A 1,148-nucleotide genomic window follows, 5' to 3' on the forward strand; every position below is an offset into this window, starting at 1 on the left:
CTAGTGTTCTGAGTCGGTAATTCGTCGGCAGTATGAGGCCAGTGATTCGAGGATTTGGTCCGCGGTCTTCGTCCAGACGAACGGCTTGGGGTCTTCGTTCCATGAGTCGATCCAGGTGCGGATGTCCTTCTCCAACGCCTGGACCGACTTGTGGACGCCTCGCCGTATCCGCTTGTTCGTCAGCTCCGCGAACCATCGCTCGACCAGGTTCAGCCAGGACGAGCTGGTGGGCGTGAAATGCATGTGGAACCTGGGATGGGCCAGCAGCCACTTCTTGACCGCCGCTGTCTTGTGGGTCGCGTAGTTGTCACAGACCAGGTGGACATCGAGCTCGCGTGGAATCTGCTTGTCGAGTTTGGTGAGGAACTTCCTGAACTCCTCCGCCCGGTGACGCCGGTGGAGCGAGCCGATCACCCTGCCACTGGCCGCGTCGAAGGCCGCGAACAGAGTGGTGGTGCCGGCACGGACGTAGTCGTGACTGGCCCGCTCCGGCACCCCGGGCATCATCGGCAGCACCGGCTGGGAACGGTCCAGCGCCTGGATCTGCGACTTCTCGTCCACACACAGCACCAGCGCCCGCTCCGGCGGATCGAGATACAGCCCCACAACGTCATGCACCTTGTCGACGAAGAACGGGTCCGTGGACAGCTTGAAGGTCTCCGAGCGGTGAGGCTGCAGGCCGAACGCCCGCCAGACCCGCGAAACGGTCGACTGCGACAGCCCCGTCTTCCTCGCCATCGACCGTGTCGACCAGTGGGTGGCGTTCTCCGGCTTCGACTCCAGAGTCCGGGCGATCAGTTCGGCGACCTGCTCGTCGCTCACCGTGCGAGGACGCCCAGGACGCGGCTCGTCGGACAACCCGGCCAGACGGTCCGACAGAAACCGCCGACGCCACTTCGACACCGTGTCACGGGACACCCCGACCCGCTCCATCACCACACGCGTCGACACAGGAAAGCCGTCCTCCCCCACGCCATCGCAGGCCAGGATCACACGAGCCCGCATCGCCATGTCCTGCGCGGACTTACGCCGCCGCACCCAACCCTCCAACACCGACCGCTCGACATCGGTCAGATCCAACGGCACAAGCTTCGGTCCCGGACGCGTCATGAGACAACTCTACGGAAACTTAAGACTCACAACACTAG

1 protein-coding gene is annotated in these 1,148 nt (G+C 63.9%); it reads right to left on the reverse strand.

Annotation, left to right across the window (positions count from 1 at the left end; all coding sequences use genetic code 11):
• Positions 1 to 1,110, reverse strand: coding sequence for an IS630 family transposase (locus tag ACIBLA_RS37580; RefSeq protein ID WP_363246080.1), 1,110 nt, complete (start codon positions 1,108 to 1,110; stop codon positions 1 to 3).
• Positions 1,111 to 1,148: the final 38 nt, after the last annotated feature.

The sequence above is a fragment of the Streptomyces sp. NPDC050433 genome, from assembly GCF_044458565.1.
GTDB lineage: Bacteria > Actinomycetota > Actinomycetes > Streptomycetales > Streptomycetaceae > Streptomyces.